The sequence below is a fragment of the Agromyces ramosus genome (assembly GCF_030817175.1).
In the GTDB taxonomy this organism is placed as follows: domain Bacteria; phylum Actinomycetota; class Actinomycetes; order Actinomycetales; family Microbacteriaceae; genus Agromyces; species Agromyces ramosus_A.
The window spans coordinates 3,328,987-3,353,114 of sequence record NZ_JAUSYY010000001.1; the positions used below are offsets into that span (position 1 = coordinate 3,328,987).

The following is a 24,128-nucleotide window of genomic DNA, read 5'->3' on the forward strand; positions in this document are numbered from 1 at the left end:
GACACCGGCTCGCGGGATTCGGACATCGCGCAAGCCGGCTGACGGGTGCCGCTGTGGAGGAGGAGTGCCCGGTCGACGGCCACTCCTCCTCCACAGGCGACGTCCGGGATCCGGGCATCTCGGATGCGCCCGCGGCCGATCGGGGCACTCGTCGAGGGAGCCACGCTCGGGGCATGACGACCATCATCCGCGCCGAACAGGCGCATGACTTCCTCGCCCTCGTGCCGACGCTCGCCGGCTTCCGCCCGGAACGATCCGTCGTGTGCGTCGGCTTCCGCGGGAATCGCACCGTCGGTGTGCTCAGGCACGACCTGCCGCGGCGGGCTCGCGACCGAGCCCCGCTCGTGTCGGTGATCATCGGCACCCTGTGCCGGATGCCCGGGGTCGACGCAGTCGTACCCATCGTCTACTCCGATGAGCGCTTCGCGTCGGGGCGAGGAATGCCCGAACGGGTGTTCCTCGGGCTGCTCGTGAAGGAGGCGGAGCGGGCCGGTTTCCTGGTGCGCGACGCGCTCTGCCGCGCGGCGGACGCATGGGGCTCGATGTTCGATCGCGCCACACCAGCCACGGGGCATCCGCTCGCCCTCATCGACGAGAGCCCGGTCACGCAACTCGCACCCGAGGAGGTCCACGTCCTCGACGCACCGGAGTCGGCGGGAGGATTGCCCGAGAGCGATGCCGCGACGGCCGACGCGATCGCCGTGGCGCTCGGCAGGTTCGCCGATGACGCGTTCGCCGAGGCGGCGATCACCCGCCTCGGTCGCAACTCGGATCCGGTCGAGCTCGTCGAATCGCTCCTCGCCCGACCGGCATCACGGCAGCCGGTGCACCGACTCGCGTGGTTCCTCCACCTGGCGTCGCGCCCGGCGTTCCGCGATGCGATGATGCTGCAGTTCGCATTCGGCGTCGTCGTCGGCGAGACGGCGCACGACGATGCCGTCGAGAGCGCCGAACGTGCGGCCCTGCATGGCGAGAGCATGGACGAGCTCGTCGAGCGGGAGCTGGCGGAGGGCGGTCTGGACCCGGTCTCCGACCTCCTCTCGCGACTCCTGCTCGGACAGTCGATGCTCCGCCCCGACCGTGCTCGCGTCGAGGACGCGCTCGCCCTCCTCCTGCCACTGATCGCGAATGCCCCGCCGACGCATCGGGTCGGGCCACTGTGTATCGCGGCGTGGCTCTCGTGGTCGCTCGGGAGAGGTTCGGCAGCCGGCAGCCTCATCGACCGGGCACTCCGACTCGAGCCCGTGCACCCGATGGCGAATCTCCTCGCCACCTTCATCGGCAGCGGCGCGCTGCCCGAGTGGGCGTTCGCACGCGCGGTGCCCGTGGATGTCGCCGAAGAGCGGCGCGGAGCGCGAGCCGATCAGTGACCGGTGAGCCGCGAAACCGCTCGGGCGGCGAGCGAGCGACGACCGGTGAGGCGCTCCTCGACATCGGCGAACTGCATGCCGATGATGCCGAGGTTGGCGCCGACGAAGCGCAGCGGCTCGGGCTCCCAGAGCGGCGAGCGGTGGTTGACCCACGGCAGCCCGGTGAGCTCGCTCTCGACGCCGAGCACGAGGTCGGCCAGGGTACGGCCGGCGAGGTTGGTCGTCGAGAGCCCGTCGCCGACGTACCCGCCCGCGAGGCCGACGCCCGTCTTCGGGTTGTAGCTGACCGTCGCGTTCCAGTCACGGGCGACCCCGAGCGGTCCACCCCACCGGTGCGTGACCCGGGCGTCGCCGATCGCAGGGAAGAGTTCCCGCAGTGCCTGGTGCAAGTGCCCGAACACTCGGTCGACCCGTTCGAAGGATGGATCGAGGGCACTGCCCCAGTGATAGCCGGCGCCACGTCCGCCGAACGCGAAGCGGTTGTCGGCGGTGCGTTGTCCGTAGATGAGGAGGTGACGGTAGTCGCTGAAGGTCTGGCCGTGGTCGATGCCGATCTCGTCCCACACCTCGTCGCTGAGCGGCTCGGTTGCGATCATCAGGGAGTAGAGCGGCAGGATCCGCCGCCGCACGCGCGGCAGCTGCGCGCCGTAGCCCTCGGTCGCGACGATCACGTGGCGCGCCCAGACCGTGCCTTCGCGTTCAGCGTCGGTCGCTCGGAAGCGCACCCGGCCGGCCGACCAGTCGAGCACCTCGGTGCGTTCGAAGAGCGCGACGCCGAGCTCCTCGACCACCCTCGCCAGGCCGCGCACGAGCTTCGCCGGATGCACTCGTGCGCACGCCGGGTCGAACGTCGCAGCCGGGACGCGCCCGTCGGCGCCCGTTACGCCGAAGCGGCGCCCCACGACCCGCTCATCCCAGTACTCGAGGCGGTCGACGTCGAAGCGCCGAGCCTCGGCGACCTCGGCCTTCGCGACCTCGCGGTGGGCATCGCTGCGGGCGAACACGAGCGTACCGCCGCGTTCGAAGTCGCAGTCGATGCCCTCGAGCGCGGCGGCGCGGCCCACCTCATCGACCGTGTCGACCATGGCGCGGCGCATCGCGACGGCCTGATCGAAGCCGTGCTCGCGCTCGATCGCCTCGGCCGACTGCGGGAAGAGCGCCGAGCACCATCCACCGTTGCGACCCGAGGCGCCGAAGCCCGCGATGTCGCGCTCCACCACGGCGATGCGCAGCGTCGAGTCGGCCTTTGCGAGCGAGTACGCGGTCCAGAGCGCCGTGAGGCCGCCGCCGATGAGGCACACGTCGAATCGGGCGTCGGTCGTGAGCGCCCGACGTGCACGAAGATCGTCGATGCCGGAGGCGGCGAGGTCGTCGAGCCAGAAGCTCGCCCGACGATAGGCATCGGGCGAGGCATCCGATGCCGCCGTCAGATGAGGCGGCGTCATCAGAGGCGGTTCGAGGCTTCGGTGAGCACGCCGCGGAGCCTCTGCTCGATCTCCGCGAACTCGGCCGGCCCGATCGTGAGCGGCGGGGCCAGCTGGATCACGGGGTCGCCGCGGTCATCGGCGCGGCAGTACAGCCCGGCCTCGAAGAGCGCCTTCGAGAGGAATCCCCGCAGGAGCTTCTCCGACTCGTCGTCGTCGAAGGTCGCGCGCGTCTCCTTGTCCTTCACGAGCTCGATGCCGAAGAAGTACCCGTCGCCCCGCACATCCCCGACGATCGGCAGGTCGAGGAGCTTCTCGAGCTCGGTGCGGAAGAGCGGCGAGTTCTCGCGCACGCGCTCGTTCAGGCCCTCCTCCTCGAAGATGTCGAGGTTCTCGAGGGCCACCGCGGCCGAGACCGGATGACCACCGAAGGTGTAGCCGTGATAGAACGACGTGTTGCCCTCGGCGAACGGCGCGTACAGCTTCTCTGAAACGATCGTCGCGCCGATGGGCGAGTACCCCGACGTCATGGCCTTCGCGCACGTGATCATGTCGGGCACGTAGCCGTAGGCGTCGCACGCGAACATGTGCCCGATGCGGCCGAATGCGCAGATGACCTCGTCGGAGACGAGCAGCACGTCGTACTGGTCGCAGATCTCGCGAACCCGCTTGAAGTAGCCGGGAGGCGGCGGGAAGCATCCGCCCGAGTTCTGCACCGGCTCGAGGAACACCGCGGCGACCGTCTCGGGTCCCTCGAAGAGGATCATCTCCTCGATGCGGTTCGCGGCCCAGATGCCGAAGGCCTCGAGATCGTCGGCCGGCGCGCCCATCTCGGCGGCGCGGTAGAAGTTCGTGTTCGGCACGCGGAAGCCGCCGGGCGTGATCGGCTCGAACATCTCCTTCATGCCCGGAATGCCCGTGATGGCGAGGGCACCCTGCGGCGTGCCGTGATAGGCCACGGCGCGGGAGATCACCTTGTGCTTCGTGGGCCGGCCCTGCAGCTTCCAGTAGTACTTCGCGAGCTTGAACGCGGTCTCGACCGCCTCGCCGCCGCCGGTGGAGAAGAACACGCGGTTCAGGTCGCCGGGGGCGTACCCTGCGAGCCGGTCGGCGAGCTCGATCGCGGACGGGTGCGCGTACGACCAGATCGGGAAGAACGCGAGCTGCTCGGCCTGCTTCGCGGCGACCTCCGCGAGGCGCTTGCGACCGTGGCCCGCGTTCACGACGAAGAGCCCCGAGAGCCCGTCGAAGTACTCGCGGCCCTCGATGTCGTAGATGTGGTGCCCCTCGCCTCGCGTGATGATGGGCACGCCCGATGTGGCCATGGTGGACTGCCGGGTGAAGTGCATCCACAGGTGGTCTTTCGCCTTCTGTTGAAGGTCGGCGTTGTCGTAACCCGGAGTTGCGAGGCTCGTCGGGGTGTCGAGGGTGGTCATGTCTGTGCTCCTTCGGGGGGACCCGTTCAACGGGTGCCCCAGTTGTAGAACTGCTTCTGCAGCTTCAGGTAGACGAACGTCTCGGTGCTCTGCACGCCCTCGAGGTTGCGGATGCGGGAGTTGAGCAGGGTGATGAGCTCCTCGTCGTTCTCGCAAACGACCTCGGCCAGCACGTCGAAGCTGCCGGCCGTGAGCACGACGTAGTCGATCTCGGGGATCTCGGCGATGCGCTCGGCGAGCACCCTGGTGTCGCCGCCGGCACGAATGCCGATCATCGCCTGGCGTGTGAATCCGAGCTGCATCGGGTCGGTCACCGCGACAATCTGCATCACGCCCGACTCCGTGAGACGCTGCACGCGCTGGCGCACGGCAGCCTCGGAGAGCCCGACGGCCTTGCCGATGTCGGCATACGAACGCCGACCGTCGGCTTGCAACTGCTCGATGATCGCCTTCGAGACGTCGTCGAGATGCACGGGCCGCGGTGGGGAGGAACGCCCGGTGTTCGTCATTGCACGATTGTGACAGTGACGGATGCCTCTGGCAAGCGATTCCGTCGAATATTCGCGCTGATTCGACTGATTCCACATATCCCACGATTCGTCCGCCACGACCGAGCACCGAGGGGTGTGGCGCGGTCCGCGGCAGTGCCAGACTGGTCGACATGGTCGCCGGAGCCGTCTCGAGTTCCGCCCAGCGCGGTGCGCCCGCCTGGGACGTGATCGTCGGCGACCGCTTCATCGCGGCCGTCGGTGCGCCCGCTCCAGAGGCGGTGCTCGCCGCGCTCGCCGAGGCCGCGGGCGACCCCGACCCCACGGTCGAGCGGCTGGTCGGGCTTGTTCCCATCGGTCGCGCCGATCCCGTCGGGTCGTTCGCCCTCGTCTGGTGGCCGGCCGACACGTGGACGGAGGTGACCGCGGTCGTGCGCGGAGATGCCGTCGTCGACCTCGACTCGCCCGGGGGCAGTCGGCGCTTCGATGCCAGGGGCAGCCGGCCCTGGCTCCTCGCGGACTTCCACGACGTGATCGCGGTGCGGCTCACCGGCGTCGAAGCAGCGCTCCTCCCGGTCGGCGCCGCGGTGGACCCCGTGCCGCACGCCCGCGCGAGCGTGCGTGCGTCGTCGATCGAGTGGACGCTCGCACGGCCGTCGCAGCAGGGGGCGCCGGGGGCGCCTGGGGCGCCGGGGTCGACACGGCCGACGATCGCGGCACCGCCGATCGCGCATGCCGATCCTGACGTCGCCGCCGACACGGTCCTGGTGCGCCGGCGCGTGGCCGATGCCGACACCGTGCTCGCCGCGCCGCCGAGACATGTCGAGGCCGACACGATCCTCACGCCGCGGGCATCGCGTCGCCGTCGCGGTGATCGCCCGGTGCAGACGCCGTTGACGGTCGACCTCGACGGCGTTCCCTCGACGCGACGAGCGCTCGGCGACCCCGGTGGTGCCGGTACGCCATCGATGCACGATGGGGCGGATGCCGCGGCATCCGCTGATCTGGCGGCACGGGACCCGCGACCGCGCGCGACCGGCAGCAGCCTCGGGCGCGCGAAGCAGACGGCGGCCGATCCGCCCGCCGCCGCGAGGGTTCCGGCTCCCGTGCCGCCCCCGGGCGCGCCGCGGTTCCGCGTCGGCGAAGGGCCGGAACGCGTGTTCACGGCGCCGGTGCTCATCGGTCGCCGTCCGATGCCGCCGAGAGTCGCCGGTCTCGCCGGACCGCCACCCGAGCTCGTCACGGTCGAGTCGCCCGGGTCGGTCGTCTCCGGAACGCACCTGGAACTTCGGCTCGAGGGAACGCGGCTGGTCGCGACCGACTTGCGCTCGACGAACGGCACGACGGTGCACACCGCAGCCGGCGCGCGGCGCATGCGGGCCGGCGAGTCGGTCGTCGTCACTCCGGGCAGCAGGCTCGACCTCGGAGACGATACGATCGTCGAGATCCTCCCCGCCCCAGGAACTTCGATCGAGTGACCCGAGCAGACAGCAGGCCGAACAGGTGACGCAGATAGGCAATGGCAATGCACTCCATCGGGTCTCCCTCCCCGACGGCACCGAGATCACCCTCTCGTGGGCTGCGCTCACCGACACCGGACTCCGGCGCGAGGTCAACGAAGACAGCTTCATCGCGCAGGCCCCGGTGTTCGCCGTCGCCGACGGCATGGGCGGTCATGCCGCTGGCGACTTCGCGAGTGCAGCCGTGGTGACCCGGCTCGCCGAGCACGGCGGCAAGACGCTCGTCGGCACCCCCGAGATCGACCAGGCGCTGCGCCTGGCAGTGCAGGACATGGGCCGCGGCGCCGGCGTCACCGACGAGGGCAGCGGCACGACCGTCACGGGGGCAGCGCTCGGCACGATCGCCGACGAGCCGGCGTGGATCGTGTTCAACATCGGCGACTCCCGCGTCTACCGTCTCGTGGGCGGCGTGCTCGAACAGCTCACCGTCGATCACTCGATCGTGCAGGAGCTCGTCGATGCCGGCCAGATCACTCGCGAAGAGGCCGACACCCACCCCCACTCGAACGTCATCACCCGCGCCGTGGGCTTCCATGAGGCACCGATCCCCGACTATCGCGCGATCGCGGTCGAGGAGGGCATGCGCCTCCTCATCTGTTCCGACGGGCTCACGAAAGAGCTCACGTCGTACGGCATCCGTCACTTCCTCGTCGCCAACGCGAAGAGTGAGAAGGCCGCGCGGCAACTCCTCGAGGCCGCCATCGGCAACGGCGGTCGCGACAACGTGACGGTCGTCGTCGTCGACGTCGTGAGGGTCGCGCGTCCCCACGGCGGGCATCCGGGTGAGGGCGGCGAGACGGCCAGAGCCTGACCGGCACGACCGGCGTACGCCGGTCGCCTGTGCACAGGCAGAGCAGCAGGATCCGCCGCCGCCTACAATGGGTGGCACCGGACGCCGCCGGCACCGGGCAGCGTGTAGGACTCGAGCGCTGGGAGGATCGTGGCCCGACGACTGCCATCCAACCCGCCCAACCTGCCGGGCTTCGCGTTCATCCGCGTGCTCGGGTCGGGTGGATTCGCCGACGTGTTCCTCTACGAGCAGAACATGCCACGTCGGCTCGTGGCCGTGAAGGTGCTGCTCGCCGAGGTCGTCAACGACGACCTGCGGCAGATGTTCCAGGCCGAGGCCAACCTGATGGCGCAGCTGTCGTCGCACCCCTCGATCCTCACGGTGTACCAGGCGAGCGTCGCCGCCGACGGCAGGCCGTACCTTGTCATGGAGTACTGCTCCGCCACGCTCGGGCAGCGCTACCGGGCGGTGCAGCTGCCGATCGCCGAAGTGCTCTCCACCGGTGTGCGCATCGCGAGCGCGGTCGAGACCGCCCATCGGCAGGGCGTGCTGCACCGCGACATCAAGCCGTCGAACATTCTCACGACCGCATACGGTCATCCGGTGCTCTCCGACTTCGGCATCGCCGCCACCCTCGGCGAAGCCGAGGCGAACGACAACGTGGGCCTGTCGATCCCGTGGTCGGCGCCCGAGGTGCTGCACGACGACGTGTCCGGCAGCGTGGCGAGCGAGGTCTGGTCGCTCGGTGCGACGGTGTACTCGCTGCTCGCGGGGCGGAGCCCGTTCGAGGTTCCGGGTGGCGACAACGCCTCGGCGCAGCTGATGGCCCGCATCGACAAGGCACGGCTCGTCCCGACCGGTCGGGTCGACGCACCGATGAGCCTCGAGCGAGTGCTCGCGCGCGCGATGTCGCGCCGCCCGAGCGATCGCCAAGCGAGCGTGCTCGAGTTCATCCGCGACCTGCAGTCCGTCGAAGAGGAGCTCGGACTGCCGCAGACCCCCATCGAGGTCGCGATGGACGACTGGGCGCTCGCCACGGCCGTCGACGCCGACGACCGCACGCGCATCAGCGGCATCCACGCATCCGATGACGTCGGCAGTCGTCGCCGTCGCCGCGCCGCTTCGCGGAACGTCGCAACGGCGGCGAGCGCCGATTCCCGCCTGCACGAGTCCGGCACTGGGCGAGGGCGCCCCTCACCGCCATCGGCGCGGCGCCTCGCATGGGGCATCTCGATCGTCGCGACACTCCTCGTGGCACTCGTCGCGGCAGGCGCCTACGTCGTGATCCAGAGCAACCGATCGATCCCGGTCGTCACCGATGTGCAGGGCACGTTCGACGGCACTGCCGTGACGTTCACCTGGAACGATCCGGGCCTCGCCGATGGCGATGCGTACATCGTCACCGTCGGCGGAACGGCATGGCCGATGCAGCGAGAACCGGTGTTCGCGGTGAACGCCGACGACGGCGACCGAGTGTGCGCGAGCATCACGGTGACCCGCGACGGCAAGTCCGGCAAGCCCAGCGCCCAGCGCTGCGTCGACGTCGATGAGGCCGGATGATGGAAACACCTCGCTTGTCCGCGCATCGCTCAGCGTTCCTCACGGCCGGCGCCGTGACCGTGGTCGTCGCAGTCGTCGCCGGCGTCGCCATCGCATCCGGCGGGTACGCCGCACAGCGGGTCGATCTCGGCGATGCCGCCGTGTGGGTGGCGAACGACCGGGCTCAGGCGGTTGGGCGGGCGAACACCGCAGTGCTCGAGCTGAACTCCGTGGTCGTGACCGGCGGACGCGGCGCGGAAATCGTGCAAGACGGATCGACGGTGCTCGTGCTCGACCCCGATCGCGCGAGCGTCGGACTGCTCGACGCCACCACTTCGGCCCTCACCGAGACGGTGGCCGTGCCCCCAGACGACCCGTCGCTCGCGCTCGCCGGCACGCGGATCGTCGTCGCCGCCGGCGGCGACGTGTGGACGGTCCCGGTCGACGAGTTCGCCGAGTTCGATTCGGAGTCCGAGCCCATGCTGACCTTCGGCGCCGGGGCGGTCACCTCAGTCGATGCGGCCGGCAGGTTGTTCGCCTACACCCCGTCCACAGGCGACGTCGCGCTCGTCGACGCGGCCGACGCCGAGACGGTCGCGTCGCGCTGGCAGCTCGACCCACTTGCCGGAGACCCGGAGGTGCAGGTCACCTCGGTGGCGGGGCACTGGGCGGTGCTCGACGTCGACGCACGCGTGCTCCACCTCGAGAGCGGCCGCGTCGACCTGTCGAGCGTGCTCGAGCCCGGGCAGGCGCCCGTGCTGCAGGCCCCCTCGCTGACGGGCCACGAGGTGGCGATCGGCCACCGCACGGGGCTCATCGCGGTCGGGCTCGACGGCACGCCGCGCACACTCGTCGACCGTCGCTCCGGAGAGCCGGCTGCTCCGGTGGTGCACGATGGATGCCTCCACGCCGCGTGGGCGCTCGGGTCTGCCTGGCGATCGTGCGCGGCACCCGACCATCGACTCGTCGAGCGCGATGAGGCCACGGGATCCGGCGACCTGTCGTTCCTCGCCAACGGTGACGCGCTCGTGCTGAACGACCGGCGTTCGGGGAAGACCTGGGCGGCATCCGCCGACTACGGACTCATCGACAACTGGGATGAGCTCCTCGCGATCGAGCGCGACGAGGAGACCGTCGAGCAGAACGACCCGAACACGCCGCCGACGATCGAGAAGAGTCAGGTGCCGCCGGTCGTGGTCGACGATTCGTTCGGTGCCAGGCCGGGGCGCTCGACGTTGCTGCCGGTCCTCCTGAACGACTACGACGCCAACGGCGACGTGCTCGTCGTCGACTCGATCGACGGTGAGCTGCCGGCCGGCGTGACCCTCGACCGTGTCTCCGACAACCAGCAGCTGCAGCTCACGCTCGACGACGCGGCATCCGGCAGCATCTCCTTCGCGTACGTGGCGGGCGACGGTCGCGGGGGAGCCGCGCGTGCCATGGTGCACGTGGAGGTACGGGAGCCCGACGAGAATGCCCCGCCGGCGCAGCAACGCTCGACCCACGCGACCGTCGCATCAGGTGGACGAGTGAGCACGCCGGTGCTCGGTGACTGGGTCGACCCCGACGGCGACCCGTTCTTTCTGCAACAGGCCCTCGTGGAGGAGCCCGACTCGCTGTCATCGACAGCCGACGGAATCGTCGTCTTCGACGAGGGGAACGGCCGCGGATCCGAGCGCCGCGTCTCGCTCACGGTCTCCGACGGCCGCGACGCAGCGGTCGGCTCCCTTGACGTCGAGGTGGCGGCGGCGGGCGATGTGCCGCTCATCGCCGATCCCTTCGTGGCGCTCGCGACAGCGGGCCAGGAGATCCGCATCGACCCGCTCCGTCACGTGCGCGGCGGCTCGGGGCAGGTGCGGCTCACCGCCGTGCCGGCGAAGCCCGATGCGGCGCTCATGCCCGACTTCGACGGCGGATCCTTCCGGTTCACGAGCGCAGCGTTGCGCACGCACTTGCTCGAGTACACGGTGACCGACGGCACGACGACCGCGACCGGCGTGGTGCGCGTCGACGTGTCGGCGCCGCCCGATCGTGACATCACGCCGATCACCGTGCCGCACACCGCGTTCCTCCGGGCGCAGCAGCCGGTCGACGTCGACGTGCTCGCGACCGACATCGACCCCACAGGCGGGGTGCTCGTCGTCACCGGGATCGTCGGCGCCGACGCCGCGGAGGGCGCCCGCATCGAGGTCATCGATCACCGGGTGCTCCGTGTCACCCTGACCCGGCCGCTTGAAACCGGCTCGACGACGTTCGGGTATCGCGTGAGCAACGGGCTCGCCGAGGCCGAAGGCGAGGTGACCCTCGTCGAGGTGCCGCAACCCGAGATCGCCCAGCCGCCCGTCGCCTCGGCAGACACGATCTCGGCACGAACCGGCGATGTCATCGACATCGCGGTGCTCGCGAACGACGAGCATCCCGACGCGCTTCCGCTCGTCCTCGCCCCCGAGCTCATCCAGCTTCCGGAAGACGGCCTCCTGTTCGCGGCCGGCGACCGCCTTCGCTACTTCGCCCCCGACACCGCCGGCGAATTCGACGCGATCTACCGGGTCGACGGTCCCGATGGCCAATACGCCACGGCGAACGTCCACATCTCGGTACGCGAGGCGGACCCCGAGACGAACACGCCACCGGTGCCCTCCACCATCACGGCCAGAGTCATCGCCGGAGAGACGGTGCGGATCCCGATCCCGCTCGGCGGCGTCGATCCCGACGGCGACTCGGTGCAGCTCATCGGCCAGGAGTCCAACCCCGAGCGCGGCAACGTGACCGCGCGGGGTGCCGATTGGCTCGAGTACCAGGCGGGGGAGTACTCGGGCGGCACCGACAGCTTCCAGTACGCCGTCGTCGACGCGCTGGGTGCCCGAGCGATCGGATCGGTGCGCGTCGGCATCGCCCCACGCGCCGACGGAGCCCGCGCGCCCATCGCGGTGGAGGACACCGTCACCGTGCGGCCGGGGCGCACCATCTCGGTCCGCGTGCTCGAGAACGACTCCGACCCCGACGGCGGGCCGCTGCGGCTCGTCGGTGTCGAGGCCACGGTCGACGGGGCGACTGCCGTCATCATCGACGACACGCACCTCGAGGTGACCATTCCCGATGTGGAGGGCCGCTACGGCTTCGTCTACTCCATCGAGAACGACCGTCTGGGCACTGCCGACACCTTCCTCACCGTGGAGGCGAGCGACGACGCGCCCCTCGCGCGCCCAGAGGCGTCCGATACGGTACTCGGACTCAGCGACATCCTCGACGTCGAGCGCATCGATGTGCCGGTGCTGCGCAACGTGTTCCTGGCCGACGGCGACGTGAGCGACCTCGCGGTCGAACTCGTCCCCGGCTTCGAGGCCGGCGCGGAGGTGCGCCGCAACGGCACGATCCGCGTGGAGGTCGAAGATCGCCGGCGAATCATCCCATTCCTGGTGCGGCATCCCGAAGACGCGTCGATCACGGCGCAGGCGTTCATCTGGGTTCCCGGCCGTGATGACGCGCTCCCGCAGTTGCGCAGCGATGCGCCTCGCGTTCGCGTCATGAGCGGCAAGGAGGTGCGGCTCGACCTCGAAGACTACGTCATCGCCGCGTCCGGCAAGCCGGTGCGCTTGACCGACACCGCGAGCGTGGGCGCGTCCCACGACGACGGCACCGGGCTCGCCGTCGACGAGGACACGCTGCGGTACCGAAGCGAACCCGGCTACTTCGGACCGGCATCCCTGTCGTTCACCGTGACCGATGGCGAGTCCGCGGTCGACCCCGAGGGCCGAACGGGAACGATCGTGATCCCGATCACCGTGCTCCCGACCGAGAACCAGCCGCCGGTGTTCACCGGTGGCGTCATCGACTTCGAGCCGGGGCAGTCGAAGACGATCGACCTCGTCAAGCTGACGACCTACCCATACCCCGACTCGACGGACGATCTGGTATTCGAGATACTCGCGCCCGCCGCCGTGGGCTTCAGCGTTTCGCTCGACGGCAACGAGCTGACGGTCGAGGCCGAGGAGTCGGCCGTCAAGGGGACACCGGCCGCGATCGCGATCGGCGTCGCCGACGACGCCGGCGAGGGCCGTGCCGGCCGCATCGACGTGCGCGTCGTGCCGTCGACCCGTCCGCTCGCCCAGCCCGCCGCCGACAGCGCCATCGCCCCGCGTGGGCGCACAACCTCGATCGACGTGCTCGCGAACGACCGGGCCACCAACCCGTTCCCCGGCACGCCGCTCCGGGTCGTCGGCGTCCGCGGCATCGACGCCGACAGCCTGCCCGACGGAGTCTCGATCGAGCCCAGTGCCGATCGATCGACGCTCGCGGTCACCGTCGGCGATCGAGCAGCGCCCATGAACACGACGGTGCAGTACCAGGTCGCCGATGCGACCGACGACCCGAGCCGGTACGCGTGGGGCACCGTCACGATCTCCGTGCAGGATCGTCCCGACCCCGTCACCGGCGCGAGCGTCACCGGCTTCGGCGACGGTACCCTCGACGTCGCGTTCGGTGCGGGCGGCTTCAACAACTCGCCGATCGTCGGCTACGAGATCTCCCTCCTCGAACCATCGAGCCGCGAGGTGCTCTCCACCGCCGACTGCGTCGCCACCACCTGCACGGTGCCCACGCCCGGCAACGGCCAGTCCAATGCCGTGATGCTCCGCGTGCAGGCGAGGAACGGCGTCGGACTCTCCGACCCGGTCGAAGCGCCCGGACCGGTCTGGTCGGACGTCATCCCGGGCGCCCCGAGCGGCCTTCGAGCCGTTCCGCTCGACGGCAGGCTGCGCATCCAATGGGCACCCGTGTCGACCGGCTCCGGCAGCGCGGTGAGTTCCTACGTGGTCACCGTCGCGGGCGTCTCCCGAGAGGTTCCCGCATCGGGTGCGTGCACGGCGACGGTCTGCAGCGCCGACTCCCAGCCCCTCGACAACGGCAGCCAGGTTCCGTTCTCGGTGAGTGCCCGCAATCAGGCCTACCCCCGCGCTCGCGACGTGGACTGAAGCCGGTGGCACGGGTACGCCATTCGGATCGCCGATCGCCGGCGGCATCACCGTGAACGGCGATGCGCTCGCGGGCACGGTCACCGTGTCGTGGTCGCCCTTCTCGGGCAACGGCGATGCGATCGGCGGCTACTTCGTCCAGCGGCTCATCGAGGGGGAGTCGGGTGTTCCCTCCGGCGCGCAGGCGTGCTCCGTGACGAGTCCCGCACCAGGCAGCGTCGTCGCACCGTCGAGCGGCGGCACCGTCGCGGAGGTCGTGCAGGTGGGCCCGGATGCCTCGAGCGTGCAGTTCGCCGGCACCGCCACGGAGTCCGCCCGGTACTCCTTCCTCGTGTGGGGCTTCAACCGTGCCGGCTGTGTCAACACCGAGGTGGTCGGCACCGTCGTGCGGCCGGCACCGGGCAGTGTGGGCGTGCAGAGCAAGATGGACTGGATGGACGCCGAGACCTGGGATCGCTACATCGACGGCATCGACGGCAGCGCGTGGCGCTACCAGATCGTCGCGGTCGATGCCGGTGGAGCCCAGATCCCCGGAACGGTGAAGGACTTCCGCGGGTCGGGCTGGCTCCGCAGCCTGCTCAGCCGGCCGTTCGGCGAGACCGCCCGATTCCAGGTGCGCGGATGCTCCATCTGGGGCTCGTGCGGGCCGTGGTCGCAGACGCTGCCCTCCGAGACGAGCCCGTCGCTCACCTTCGCCCTGCCGAGTCGCACGTGGACCGCCGCGCCGGTCGCGACGTGGGCATGGACCGCCCCGCCCGCGAACTCGGGGCTGCCAGTGACATTCCGATGCGGCATCGACGGTGAACGCGAGGGCCGCATCGCGCAGACGGCGAACAGTTGCACCATCCCCGAGGCGAACAAGGATGATCGGGTCTGGTTGGATGTTGAAGTCGCGGGCGTCATCGTCCGCTACTGGAACCGCTGAGAAGGAGCCCACATGACGATGTCCCCCGAGCAGGCGACCGCGTTCGCCGCGAGTCTCGATCGACTCGTCGGCGCGGTCGAGCAGGTGCTGCTCGGCAAGAATCGGGTCGTTCGGCTCGCATTCACCGCCTTCCTCAGCGAGGGTCACCTCCTGCTCGACGACGTCCCGGGCACCGGCAAGACCTCGCTCGCACGCGCCATGGCGCAGTCCGTGTCGGGCTCGAGCAACCGCGTGCAGTTCACCCCCGACCTCCTCCCCGGTGACATCACGGGCGTCACGGTGTACGACCAGCGGTCGAGCGTGTTCGAGTTCCACCCCGGCCCGGTCTTCGCGAACATCGTCCTCGCCGACGAGATCAACCGTGCGAGCCCGAAGACCCAGTCGGCACTGCTCGAGGTCATGGAGGAGGGGCAGGTCACCGTCGACGGGCAATCCCACCTCGTGGGGCATCCGTTCATGGTCATCGCCACGCAGAACCCGGTCGAGCAGGCCGGCACCTATCGACTTCCCGAGGCGCAGCTCGACCGGTTCCTCATGCGCTCCTCGATCGGCTATCCCGACCATGCGTCGACGATCCGGATCCTCGAAGGCGCCGATCACCGGGCCCACGAGCTCCGCGTCGAAGTGCAGCTCTCACCCGAGGAGATCGTCGACATGGCGGCGCTGGCCCGCACCGTGTACGTCGACCCCACGATCCACGACTACGTCTCACGCCTCGTCGACGCGACCCGCACCGCCCGCGAGGTGCGTCTCGGCGTCAGCGTGCGCGGCGCGCTCGCGCTGATCCGCGCGGCGAAGACGCACGCGGCCGGCCGCGGCCGGCACTATGTCGTGCCCGACGACGTGAAGGCGCTCGCCGAGCCCGTGCTCGCGCACCGCCTCATCCTCGACCCCGAGGCCGAGTTCGACGGCGTCACCGCCTCGAACATGATCGCGCAGGTGCTGATCGAGACGCCGCCACCCTCGACCAGGCAGGCGGTGTGACCCTCACCCGGACCCGCACATCGATTCCCGAGGACGCCAAGAGAGAGGGCCTGCTCGCGGTCGTCATCGGGCGTGCCGTCGCGTGGGCGGCCGCCGGTTGGGCTGTGGTCCTCGAATGGGCGCGGGCCGTTCGGGGCGTCGTCACGCCTCTCGGGTGGGCCTTCGTCGCGGCCGCGGTCGTCTCGCTCACCGCGGGCTACGGGTGGGGCTGGCTCGAGCTCATCGCGCTCGGATGGGGTCTCGCGGTGCTCGTGGCCGCGGCATCCGTGTGGCTCATCGGCCGTGGCGCCGGCACAATCCGCCTCGTGCTGCCCGCCGCGCGGGTCGTGGTCGGCGAGCCCGCAGAGGCTCGCCTCATCGCCGCGAACCCGGGTCGCCGCCGGTTCGCCGGGGTCCAGCTCGAGTTGCCGGTGGGCATGCGCGTCGTCGAACGGGTGCTGCCAGGGTTGCCACGCGGCGGCGCCTTCGACGAGCAGTTCCCCATCCCGACCGAGCGGCGCGGAATCGTGCCGGTGGGCCCGGCGCGCACCGTGCGCGCCGACCCGATCGGGCTGATGCGTCGGGAGATCGTCTGGTCCGAGACGGCCGAGCTGCACGTGCATCCGCGTACCGTGCCGATCACCGCACTCAGCACGGGGTTCATCCGCGACCTCGAGGGTTCGCCCACTCGTGACCTCACCGCGAGCGACATCGCCTTCCATGCCCTGCGCGAGTACGTGCCCGGTGACGACCGGCGATTCATCCACTGGAAGAGCTCGGCCAAGACCGGCACCTTCATGGTGCGCCAGTTCGAGGAGACGCGGCGCAGCCGGCTGATGATCATCCTCGACCTCGAGCCGGGTGCGTATGCGGATGCCGCGGAGTTCGAGCTCGCCGTGAGCGCCGCCGCCTCGGTGGGGGCGCGCGCGATCCGCGACGCCCGCACCGTCTCATTCGTCGTGTCCGGCCGCCTCCGCCCCGGCGCGCCCACCCACGGCGGCGCGATGCGCGAGCTGCCGACCGTCTCCCGTGATCGCCTGCTCGACGCCCTCTGCCTCGTCGAGATCGACGACCGGTCGGCGATGCTGCCCGACGTCGCACGCGCGGCGGCCGAGTCGCTCGCCGGCGTGTCGCTCGCGTTCCTCGTCACCGGAACCGCGCGCGGCGTCACCCCGCTTCGTGCTGCCGTGACGAGGTTGCCGATGGGCATCGAGGCGATCGCGGTGCAATGCGCGCCCGAGGGCGAGCCGTCGGCTCGCACGATCGCCGGCCTCACCGTCTTCGGCATCGGGTACCTCGAAGACCTGCGCGCGATGCTCGCGAGATCGGCGTCGGTCGCGTGAACACCCGGAGCGCGGCGGGGGCGCGTCGGTTCTGGCCGACGGCCATCACCGTGGTGCTCGTCGTGGCCATGCTCGCCGCCGCGATGATCCCGTGGTGGCCGATCTACGAGAGTCCGGCCTTCATCGTCGCCGCCGTGGTGGCGATCATCGCAGGCACCGCGATGGGGGTGGCCGGCGCTCGGTTCCGACTCCCGGCCTGGGCGGTCGTCGTCACGATGTTCGGTGCATACCTTGTGCTGGGTGTACCTGCGGCGGTGCCCGGACGAGCGATCGCCGGCATCCTGCCGACACCGGCGGGCCTCGTCGAGCTCGTATCGGCCGCAGCGCTCTCGTGGAAGCAGCTCGTGACCATCGCGGTCCCCGTCGGGTCCTTCCAGACGCTGCTCGTGCCACCGTTCCTACTCGGTCTCATCGCTGCGACGGCTGCCGTCACCATCGCGCTCCGGAGCAGGTATCCCGCCACTGCCGTCTTCCCTCCCGCGCTGCTGCTGGTCGCCGGCATCGGCTTCGGAGTGGTGCACGACACGCTCTCGATCGAGGCGGGCCTGGCCTTCCTCGTGACCGCGGTCGCGTGGCTCGTGCGCGTGTCGATCGCCAATCGTCGGGCCATCACGAGCGGCCGTCGCGTCGAGGCGGCGTTGACCGACGCGCGGCGAGTGCTCGGGGCGGCCGCGCTCGTCGCGATCGCGCTCGTCTGCTCGACGGCGGCATCGCTGGCCATGCCGACGCCGCATCGCAATGTCCTCCGCGCCGAGCTGCAGCCGCCGTTCGAACCGCGGGCGCACGACAGCCCGCTCGCCGGCTTCCGCGCCGCCTTCGATGCCGACGTCGAGGACGTGCCGATGTTCGAGGTGCGCGGACTGCCTGTGGGATCAGGTATCCGCATCGCCGTGCTCGACAGCTATGACGGCATCGTGTACGCCGTGGGCGGTGCCGACGGCGCTGCCGCGTCAGGCCAGTTCAGCCGGGTTCCGTATCGGCTCGACCAGTCGGAGGCTCCCGGCGAGTCGATCGAGCTCGACGTCTCGGTGCTCGGGTACGACGATATCTGGGTGCCCGGGGTCGGACGGCTCGAGCAGATCGAGTTCAATGGCCCGCGGTCGGCGATGCTGGCGGAGGAGTTCTTCTACAACGATGCCACTGGCACCGCGGCCGTGCAGGGCGGTCTGGAGTCTGGTGACGAGTATCGCGCTGTGGCGAAGGTGCCGACCGATCCGGTCCTCCTCGGCTCGCTGCGCCCCGGCACGAGCGTCTTGCCGCCGGCCCCCGAGTTGCCGGAGCAGCTCGCGAAGCTGCTCGACGCGTGGGCACCCGCGACGGATGCTCCCGGCGAACGCCTCGCGGGGGTCATCAACGGCTTCCACCGCGAGGGCTACGTCAGCCACGGCCTCGACGACGCCGCGCCGAGCCGGTCGGGGCACTCGCTCGATCGGCTGGACGAACTCGCGACCGAACGCCCGATGGTCGGCGACGGCGAACAGTACGCCGCCGCGGCGGCCCTGATGGCGAGGGAGATCGGGTTCCCGGCTCGCGTGGTCGTGGGGTACGTGCAGCCGGCCGACGAGGAGGTCGCCGGCGGAGCCGATGACGTCACAGGAGATGCGACATCCGGCGATGGTTCCGTGGTGTTCAGGAGCGGCGACCGGCAGGCGTGGATCGAGGTGCAGACCTCCAAGGGCGAGTGGATCTCGATCGATCCCAACCCGGAGCCCCGCCCGATTCCCGACCGGGAACCCGACCAGCCGACGATCGTCTCGAGGCCCCAGTCGGCGTTGCCGCCGCCAGCCGAGCGCACCCCCGTCGACGATCTCGCCGCCGATCCCGACGTGCCGCCCGATGAAGGCGACGGTGGTGCCGATGCCTGGTTGCAGGTGCTGTTCGGGGCGCTCAGCGTCACCGGATTCGTGCTCTTGGGGCTCGCCGTGCTCACGAGTCCGTTCCTGGCGATCATCGTCGCGAAGCTCAGGCGACGCCGGTTACGACGCAACGCGGCGACCGCAGCCGAGCGCATCGAGGGCGGTTGGCAGGAGTTCGCAGATTCCGCAGCCGATTTCGGCTACCCGATCAAGCCGGCGGCGACGCGGGCGGAGCAGGCGGCGACGGTGGGTGGGCTCGCACCGCTCGTGCTCGCATCCGTCGTCGACCGGGCCGCATTCGCGCCCGACGGACCCGACGACGGCGACGATCTTCGCGTCTGGGACGCCGTCGACGAGCTCCAGGAGCGCCTCGGTGCGCCCCGCACCCGACGGGGAGCGGCTGCGCGCAGCGGTCTCCCTCACCTCTCTCGGCGGGTACGCTGTGAGCCGGAAGGGAGAGCGTTCGTGACATGTCGGATCTGCGGGGCGGAACTGCCCGCGGGGGCGATGTTCTGCGGCGAATGCGGCAGCTCCACGAGTGCGACACCCGAGTCCCGCAGGCGCCCCGACCCGCGGCCCGGCGACACGACGGCGATCGAACGCCCCGCGCGGCAGAGCAGCGGCGTGATCAGCATCCCCGTCGACGGATTCCGTGCGGCGACCGCGATCGGCGACCCGGCAGGTCGCGAGCGGGCAGCCGGTGAGGCACCGGTCGACAGCCCGGAGCAGACTCCCGTGGTCGCGTCGGCGCGATTCGTGCTCCGATTCAGCACGGGTGAGACGCGAACGGTCTTCGGGGCCGGACTCATCGGCAGGCGGCCGATGCCGCAACCGGGCGAGGTGTTCGATCATCTCGTGCAGATCGCCGACCAGACGCTGTCGGTGTCCAAGACCCATCTCGAGTTCGGCGAACACGATGGGGTCCTCTGGGTTTCCGACCGGTTCTCGGGCAACGGCACGATCGTGCGGCGTCCCGACGACGGCGCATTGCGGTGCGAGCCGGGGCGTCGGTACCTCGTGCCGCGCGGCAGCCGAGTGGAGCTCGCCGAGCAGTTCTTCACCGTCGACTGACGACCCGGTCCGGCCTCGTCGGCCTCGAGGTCGGGCGCGATCATGCGACTCCTCCTCGACAGATGTATGCGCGGCGGGATGCGTCACGTCCAACGAGTCTCGGCGACCCAGCGCGGCACGGTGATGATCGGATGTCACGGTGCATCGTCTCGAAGCGGTTCCGCCGCACCCCGAACCGCCGCTCGCGCTGCCGCCTTCCCCGCCCGAGCCCGCACGGGCCGGATTCCCCCTCCTGGCGACCCTCGCACCCGTCATCGGTGCGCTCGGGCTCTGGGCGGTGACCGGCTCGATGTTCTCGCTCATGTTCGCGGCACTCGGCCCGATCGTCGCGGTGGCGTCGGTGTTCGACGCCAGGCGGCTGTCGAGGCGGCAGCGTCGCCGCGCCGAGCACGAGCGCGCCGTGCGGCTCGACGATCTCCATGGCGAGATCGACGCGCGTCACGCGCGCGAGCGCGCCGCGGCCTGGCGACGGTCCCCGTCGGCCAGGCTGCTCGTCGACAGCGCGTTCGCCCCGCACTGGCGCGATGGCACCGTTCCAGCGATCGTGCTCGGTCGCGGGGCGGCGCCCAGTGCGCTCCGTGTCGACGGCGCGCCGGTCGGCGCGACCGACCGCGCCGTCCTCGAGCGCGCCGCGCGGCTCGACGACGCACCGGTGCTCGCCGATCCCGAGGGCGGCATCGGATTCGTCGGTGCCCTCCCGATCGCTCGTGCGGCTGCGCGGGCCGTGGTCGTGCAGGGTGCGAATCACGCGATCCCCGGTGCGCTCACCGTCGAGCTGCCGGAGGGTGCGGCATGGCGCTGGGGGGCGCGATTGCCGCACGTCCTCAGCGCAGACGGCGGGCACCGCGTCCTGCGCGTCGTCGAGGCGCTCGCGGGGGCGATGTCGTCGGCAGTGGCATCCGCCGGCGAACCCGATGATCGACGCAACGATGTCGCATGCCTGGTGGCGGTCGCCCCGCATGCCTCGTCGCTGCCACCCGGTCTGCGCACCGTGGTCCGACTCGACGGGCCCGCCGTGGCCACCGTCCATCGGCCTGGGGATGCACCAGAGCTCGCCTTCGTTCCCGACCTGCTCGGCGAGGCAGAGGCGCTCCAGTGGGCGGCCGAGGCAGCCCGGGCAGCCGATCGCGCAGGGCTCGGCGCCGCGGGCATCCTGCCGCCGCGGGTGCGGCTCGGAGACCTGGAGCAGCCGACCATCCCGTCTCTCTCGCGGTCGACCCTCACGGCGGCCGTCGGGGCCGTGACCGGCGGGCCGCTCGAGATCGATCTCGTCCGCGACGGTCCCCATGCGCTCGTCGCCGGTACGACCGGGAGCGGCAAGAGCGAGTTCCTCCTCGCGTGGATCACGGCGCTCGCACTCGCGCATCGACCCGATCGGGTCTCCTTCCTGCTGGTCGATTTCAAGGGCGGCGCGGCGTTCGAGCCGATCAGGGCCCTTCCGCATGTGACGGGCATCGTCACCGATCTCGACGAGGCCGAGGCCGAGCGCGCCGTCATGAGCCTGCGGGCTGAGCTCCGTCATCGTGAGTCGGTGCTCCTCCGCGAGGGTGCACGTGACATCGCCGAGCTCGATCCCACCATGCAGCTCGCCCGTCTCGTCATCGTCGTCGACGAGTTCCAGGCGATGATCGAGCGCTTTCCCGACCTCGGTGCCGTCATCGCCGACATCGCGGCGCGCGGGCGGTCGCTCGGCGTGCACCTCGTGCTCGCGTCGCAGCGACCGAACGGCGTCGTGCGCGAACAGGTCGTCGCGAACTGCGCCATCCGCGTCTCACTCCGCGTCGTGCAGCGCGCCGACAGCATCGCCGTCGTCGGCACTCCGGCCGCTGCCAGGATCCGTCCGGACTCGCCCGGGCGGGGCGTGGTCGACCGCGGCGACGGATGTCCCGTGCCGTTCCAGTCCGCGATCGCCGACGCGGCCGCGATCCGCGCGGCCGGCTCCCGTCACTCCCATGTGCCCCGATCGCGTCGCCCGTGGCTCGACCCGCTTCCACGCCGGATCACCGCCGCCGAGCTCGCCGGGTTCGCCGACGCGGCCGGGTCGGCCGACCTGCAGGCGATCGTGTTCGGCGTCGTCGACGAGCCAGAGCTCCAGCGTCGCGGCTTCGTCAGCTGGTCGCCCGACTCCGATGGGCACCTCCTCGTGCTCGGCATGCCGGGCAGTGGTCGGAGCACCGCCCTCACGGCGGTGGCCGACGCCATGGCGGCCCTGCACGGCCGAGGGTCGGTCGTCATGCTCGACGGCCCTCGAAGTGAGGTCTGGGACACCATGGCCGAGATGCTCGACGGCGTGCGTCACGGCACGTCGCTGCCGCGCCTCGTCGTCATCGACGACCTCGACACACGCTTCCGATCCTGGCCCGACGAGTACCGGCATGCGATCCTCGAGTCGCTCGAGGCGATCCTGCGTGAGGGGCGAGCACGTGGTCTTGCTGTCGCTGCCGCGACCTCGCAGCCGCACGGGCTCAGTCAGGCGATGCGAGACGCCTTCGGCGATCGGGTGCTGCTGCGGCATCCGACAAGGTCCGATCTCGTGCAGGCCGGGGGAGCGGGCGAGCTGTGGCGCGCGAGCGAGCTTCCCGGCGCAGGCCAGTGGCGAGGGCGTCGCGTTCAGCTCGTCACCGCACCGACCTGGTCCGCGACCCCGACCAGGGTCGTGCCGCGGCTCGAGCTGGTCGCAGGGCGGGTGCATGCCGTCGCGTCGGCGAGGCCACGTGCCGACGCTGACACGTTGCGGTCGCTCGGCCACGCCCCGGTGCTGCTTGCGCCGGGCGGTGAGGCCGCCGCTCGGCTCGCCCTCGAGTCGTCCGCGGCGTGCGGAGAACCCGCTCTCGTGCTGGTCGGCGACGCCGACGCGTGGGCGTCGAACTGGAGTGTCGCGGCCGCGATCCGCGAAGATGCGGTCGTCGTCGTGCACGGCGGTGCGGCCGAGTACCGCGCGCTCGTTCGCGATCGGACACTGCCACCGCTGCTCGACGACGGCGGCCTGCGGCAGTGCTGGGTCGTGCATCCGGGAGAGCCGCCCGGTCGTGCACTCTGGCCCGTCGGGGTCGTCCACAACTGAAACCGCGCCATATGACCCAGACTCGTGCTGAATCCGTACGCAACGTGTGCAGAAATTAACGATTTGGACATTTTCAGGTGAAAGTCGCCCGGCAGTGTGGCAATATCTTCCCACCCCCGAACGAGCCTTCGACCCGAATGGAGTCCCCCGTGAGCCGACGGCCACTTCCGCAGGACCCGATGATCCGATCCCTCATCGCGCAGGCACGCCGGGCGCAGGTGAACCGACGAACCCTGCTCGCGGGCGCGGGCGGCGGCGCGGCGGCACTCGCCCTCGCCGCGTGCTCGACCGGAGGCGGTCAGTCGAAGCCGACCCCCGCCGCCGACGCATCCTCGACCGACAAGACGCTGAACTGGGCGAATTGGGCCGCGTACATCGACGAAGACGAGGCGGGCAACTACCCGACGCTCGAGGCGTTCGAGGAGCAGACCGGCATCGCGGTCAACTACGAGGTCGCCGTCGACGACAACAACACGTACTACGGCAAGGTGAAGGACCAGCTCGCCCTCGGGCAGGACATCGGTGCTGACACCGTGTGCCTCACCGACTGGATGATCGCGCGCTGGATCCGCTTCGGGTACGCGCAGGAGCTCGACCTCGGCAACATCCCGAACGTCAAGAACCTCACTCCTTCCCTGCAAGACGTCGACTTCGACCCGGGCCGCAAGATGTCGCTGCCCTGGCAGGGCGGCTTCGCCGGCATCTGCTGGAACAAGGAAGCGGTGCCCGGCGGCCTCGCCTCGGTCTCCGACCTCTGGAACGCCGAGCTCAAGGGCCGTGTGGGCGTGCTCTCCGAGATGCGCGACACGATGGGTCTCCTCATGCTCGAGAACGGCGTCGACATCTCCGGCAAGTGGGGCGACGAGGAGTACAACGAAGCGATCGAGCTGCTCCAGAAGCAGGTCTCCGACGGCCAGGTTCGCAACATCAAGGGAAACTCCTACCTCGAAGACCTGAAGAGCGAAGACACGCTGGCAGCGATCTGCTGGTCGGGCGACATCACGGTCATCAACGCCGAGGCGGGCGACAAGTGGGAGTTCGCGATCCCGACCGCTGGCGGCACACTGTGGAACGACAACTTCCTCGTACCGATCGGCTCGCCACGCAAGGCCAACGCCGAGGCGCTCATGAACTACTACTACGAGCCTGAGGTCGCCGCCGAGGTGGCAGCGTGGGTCAACTTCATCACTCCGGTCGTCGGCGCGCAGGAGGCGGCCGCGGCGATCGATCCCGAGCTCGCCGAGAACCAGCTGATCTTCCCCAACGAGCAGACGCTCTCTAACGCGTTCGTCTTCCGCTCCCTCGACGGTGCCGAAGAGCAGAAGTACCAGGCGGAGTTCCAGAAGATCCTGCTGGGGTCGTGAGC

At 70.5% G+C, this 24,128-nt stretch carries 14 protein-coding genes; 11 read left to right on the plus strand and 3 right to left on the minus strand.

Going from position 1 to position 24,128, the window contains the following annotated elements; all coding sequences use genetic code 11:
- The first annotated feature begins 173 nt into the window (after window positions 1-173).
- Complete coding sequence (locus QFZ26_RS15590) at window positions 174-1,370, plus strand: DUF4192 family protein (protein WP_307043706.1); 1,197 nt, start codon at window positions 174-176, stop codon at window positions 1,368-1,370.
- Here QFZ26_RS15590 and QFZ26_RS15595 read toward each other — a convergent pair.
- From QFZ26_RS15595 to QFZ26_RS15605, 3 genes are read right to left on the minus strand one after another with little or no spacing between them, the layout of a single operon-like run.
- Window positions 1,364-2,815, minus strand: a complete 1,452-nt coding sequence (locus QFZ26_RS15595) for an NAD(P)/FAD-dependent oxidoreductase (protein WP_307043708.1) — start codon at window positions 2,813-2,815, stop codon at window positions 1,364-1,366. The genes QFZ26_RS15590 and QFZ26_RS15595 overlap by 7 nt on opposite strands.
- Window positions 2,815-4,230 carry an aspartate aminotransferase family protein gene (locus QFZ26_RS15600; protein WP_307043710.1) on the minus strand — a complete coding sequence of 472 codons (1,416 nt, stop codon included), beginning with the start codon at window positions 4,228-4,230 and terminating at the stop codon, window positions 2,815-2,817. The genes QFZ26_RS15595 and QFZ26_RS15600 overlap by 1 nt, the downstream gene beginning before the upstream one ends.
- A 26-nt stretch (window positions 4,231-4,256) precedes the next feature.
- On the minus strand, window positions 4,257-4,739 hold the full coding sequence (locus tag QFZ26_RS15605; RefSeq protein ID WP_307043713.1) for an Lrp/AsnC family transcriptional regulator: 483 nt from the start codon (window positions 4,737-4,739) through the stop codon (window positions 4,257-4,259).
- A gap of 152 nt (window positions 4,740-4,891) precedes the next feature.
- Between QFZ26_RS15605 and QFZ26_RS15610 the strand changes: the two genes are divergently transcribed.
- The 10 genes from QFZ26_RS15610 (at window position 4,892) to QFZ26_RS15655 (ending at window position 24,126) form a co-directional block, all read left to right on the plus strand.
- Window positions 4,892-6,196 carry an FHA domain-containing protein gene (locus tag QFZ26_RS15610; protein ID WP_307043714.1) on the plus strand — a complete coding sequence of 435 codons (1,305 nt, stop codon included), beginning with the start codon at window positions 4,892-4,894 and terminating at the stop codon, window positions 6,194-6,196.
- A gap of 25 nt (window positions 6,197-6,221) precedes the next feature.
- Window positions 6,222-7,049, plus strand: coding sequence for a PP2C family protein-serine/threonine phosphatase (locus QFZ26_RS15615; RefSeq protein ID WP_307043717.1), 828 nt, complete (start codon window positions 6,222-6,224; stop codon window positions 7,047-7,049).
- A 129-nt stretch (window positions 7,050-7,178) separates the two neighbouring features.
- Complete coding sequence (locus QFZ26_RS15620; RefSeq protein ID WP_307043719.1) at window positions 7,179-8,588, plus strand: serine/threonine-protein kinase; 1,410 nt, start codon at window positions 7,179-7,181, stop codon at window positions 8,586-8,588.
- A complete protein-coding gene (locus QFZ26_RS15625; RefSeq protein WP_307043721.1) occupies window positions 8,585-13,540 on the plus strand; it encodes an Ig-like domain-containing protein in 4,956 nt (1,651 codons plus the stop codon). The genes QFZ26_RS15620 and QFZ26_RS15625 overlap by 4 nt, the downstream gene beginning before the upstream one ends.
- Window positions 13,497-14,465 (plus strand): hypothetical protein, encoded by a 969-nt coding sequence (locus QFZ26_RS15630; RefSeq protein WP_307043723.1) that lies wholly within the window; start codon window positions 13,497-13,499, stop codon window positions 14,463-14,465. Before QFZ26_RS15625 ends, QFZ26_RS15630 begins: the two co-directional genes overlap by 44 nt.
- 12 nt (window positions 14,466-14,477) lie before the next feature.
- A complete protein-coding gene (locus tag QFZ26_RS15635) occupies window positions 14,478-15,449 on the plus strand; it encodes an AAA family ATPase (protein ID WP_307043725.1) in 972 nt (323 codons plus the stop codon).
- Window positions 15,446-16,771 (plus strand): DUF58 domain-containing protein, encoded by a 1,326-nt coding sequence (locus tag QFZ26_RS15640; RefSeq protein WP_307043727.1) that lies wholly within the window; start codon window positions 15,446-15,448, stop codon window positions 16,769-16,771. The genes QFZ26_RS15635 and QFZ26_RS15640 overlap by 4 nt, the downstream gene beginning before the upstream one ends.
- Window positions 16,768-19,698: a transglutaminaseTgpA domain-containing protein gene (locus QFZ26_RS15645; protein WP_307043729.1), complete on the plus strand. Its 2,931-nt coding sequence runs from the start codon at window positions 16,768-16,770 to the stop codon at window positions 19,696-19,698. Before QFZ26_RS15640 ends, QFZ26_RS15645 begins: the two co-directional genes overlap by 4 nt.
- A gap of 139 nt (window positions 19,699-19,837) precedes the next feature.
- Window positions 19,838-22,762 (plus strand): FtsK/SpoIIIE domain-containing protein, encoded by a 2,925-nt coding sequence (locus QFZ26_RS15650; RefSeq protein ID WP_307043732.1) that lies wholly within the window; start codon window positions 19,838-19,840, stop codon window positions 22,760-22,762.
- Window positions 22,763-22,899: 137 nt separating this feature from the next.
- On the plus strand, window positions 22,900-24,126 hold the full coding sequence (locus tag QFZ26_RS15655) for an ABC transporter substrate-binding protein (RefSeq protein WP_307043734.1): 1,227 nt from the start codon (window positions 22,900-22,902) through the stop codon (window positions 24,124-24,126).
- Window positions 24,127-24,128: the final 2 nt, after the last annotated feature.

What these genes read in the sequence shown, in the direction of transcription:
- QFZ26_RS15590 (WP_307043706.1), top strand. Translation starts at nt 174, where the DNA reads ATGACGACCATCATCCGCGCCGAACAGGCGCATGACTTCCTCGCCCTC.
- QFZ26_RS15595 (WP_307043708.1), bottom strand. Translation starts at nt 2,815, where the DNA reads ATGACGCCGCCTCATCTGACGGCGGCATCGGATGCCTCGCCCGATGCC.
- QFZ26_RS15600 (WP_307043710.1), bottom strand. Translation starts at nt 4,230, where the DNA reads ATGACCACCCTCGACACCCCGACGAGCCTCGCAACTCCGGGTTACGAC.
- QFZ26_RS15605 (WP_307043713.1), bottom strand. Translation starts at nt 4,739, where the DNA reads ATGACGAACACCGGGCGTTCCTCCCCACCGCGGCCCGTGCATCTCGAC.
- QFZ26_RS15610 (WP_307043714.1), top strand. Translation starts at nt 4,892, where the DNA reads ATGGTCGCCGGAGCCGTCTCGAGTTCCGCCCAGCGCGGTGCGCCCGCC.
- QFZ26_RS15625 (WP_307043721.1), top strand. Translation starts at nt 8,585, where the DNA reads ATGATGGAAACACCTCGCTTGTCCGCGCATCGCTCAGCGTTCCTCACG.
- QFZ26_RS15635 (WP_307043725.1), top strand. Translation starts at nt 14,478, where the DNA reads ATGACGATGTCCCCCGAGCAGGCGACCGCGTTCGCCGCGAGTCTCGAT.
- QFZ26_RS15655 (WP_307043734.1), top strand. Translation starts at nt 22,900, where the DNA reads ATGGAGTCCCCCGTGAGCCGACGGCCACTTCCGCAGGACCCGATGATC.